This window comes from Bacillus sp. mrc49 (genome assembly GCF_002803435.1).
The window spans coordinates 1-1,205 of sequence record NZ_PHNG01000561.1; the positions used below are offsets into that span (position 1 = coordinate 1).

General features: G+C 37.0%; 2 protein-coding genes. Both read left to right on the forward strand.

Going from position 1 to position 1,205, the window contains the following annotated elements; translation table 11 throughout:
• The first annotated feature begins 203 nt into the window (after positions 1–203).
• The gene (locus tag CVN76_RS05820) at positions 204–449 is read left to right on the forward strand and encodes a hypothetical protein (RefSeq protein WP_100530531.1); all 246 of its coding nucleotides are present in this window, start codon (positions 204–206) and stop codon (positions 447–449) included.
• A 224-nt stretch (positions 450–673) separates the two neighbouring features.
• The gene (locus CVN76_RS05825) at positions 674–1,069 is read left to right on the forward strand and encodes a beta-sandwich lipoprotein (protein WP_100530151.1); all 396 of its coding nucleotides are present in this window, start codon (positions 674–676) and stop codon (positions 1,067–1,069) included.
• The last annotated feature ends 136 nt before the right edge of the window (positions 1,070–1,205 follow it).

Consider the following 1,205-nt stretch of genomic DNA (forward strand, 5'->3'; position numbering starts at 1 on the left):
TATGGAAGTTTTAGAGGAATTTAAATCAGTTCGTGAAGCCGGGAGAAAATGCTTCTTTTCTTACCAAACTGTTTTGGATCGCTGTAATAAAAAAAGCATACCGAGGGATGGTGATGTTTTCATGTTTGCTGATGAGTATGAATCACTGGAATCTGATTTATCGATTGCTGAGTAACAATATTGCAAGTTAAGGAGTGAGAAGGATGAGAACACAATCTGAATTCGCAAATCACCTTAAACATTGCATCCAGGAAGAACACAGTATTCATTTAAGCGATAAGGCCATCAGGGATATTCGCAATACGATTGATGGTGCATACTCAGCTGCCATAAAAGGAGCCGTTCAAAAGCAAAAGGCGGCAGAAAACAGGTATTACGAACAAAAAAATATTACTGAAATGCTGATTAATAAAATGGTGAAATACTTCAACAGTAGACACAAACTGTGAAGGAAGGTGACCAGCATTATTAAAGTGGAAGTCATTAAGAAAACTTATGTACGTTGTCAGTCTTGTTATTCAAATGAAAATATCCTTGATATATCAATAGGTTTAGTTGAAGAACAGACTTCTACCGTTAGGCTTTGTCCAGGATGTGTAATGGATTTACATGAAAAGTCTATAAATGCACAGTCCGAATAAACGGTGAAGTAAAAAATGAAAGGTTGATGAAAATGAAAAAGAAGATGGCGTTGTTTGTTTTAGGGATTACGTCAATTGTATCTTTGGTAGGTTGTACGACCGAAGCAGATACGGTTTCAGAGAATCTATCAAAGTCAGCAGATTCTTTTGAAGTACAGAGAAGAGTAGTATTTTTCAATGGAATAACAGACAAATACCTTCTTACGGTTGAAGGGCTATGTGCACTTAATACGGATAGTGGTAAGAAGCTAACTGTCACTTGCAAAGTTGGAAAAGATCAATACAAGAAGCATTACCTTGGCTTGAGTGACAACGTAAGCTACTTTGTAGAACAAACAGATGCGAAGTACGAAGATGCATACCATTATAAAGTGTTATTTAGGCCAGAAGAAATCATTCCAGACATTGACTTACAGACAAGTAAATAAAGTATGTCGCGAATAAACAGGGAAGGAGCCCACTCATGAAAGAACTAGCCGAGCTTCGTCGAATTGTGGACGGCCAAAAGACAGTTTCAACAAAACGTTTAAAACCTTTGCTGGATGAGATTCAAAGTTCCTATAT

Bases quoted from the DNA above. Each gene is read 5' to 3' on its own strand.
- CVN76_RS05820 (WP_100530531.1), top strand. From the start codon at position 204: ATGAGAACACAATCTGAATTCGCAAATCACCTTAAACATTGCATCCAG.
- CVN76_RS05825 (WP_100530151.1), top strand. From the start codon at position 674: ATGAAAAAGAAGATGGCGTTGTTTGTTTTAGGGATTACGTCAATTGTA.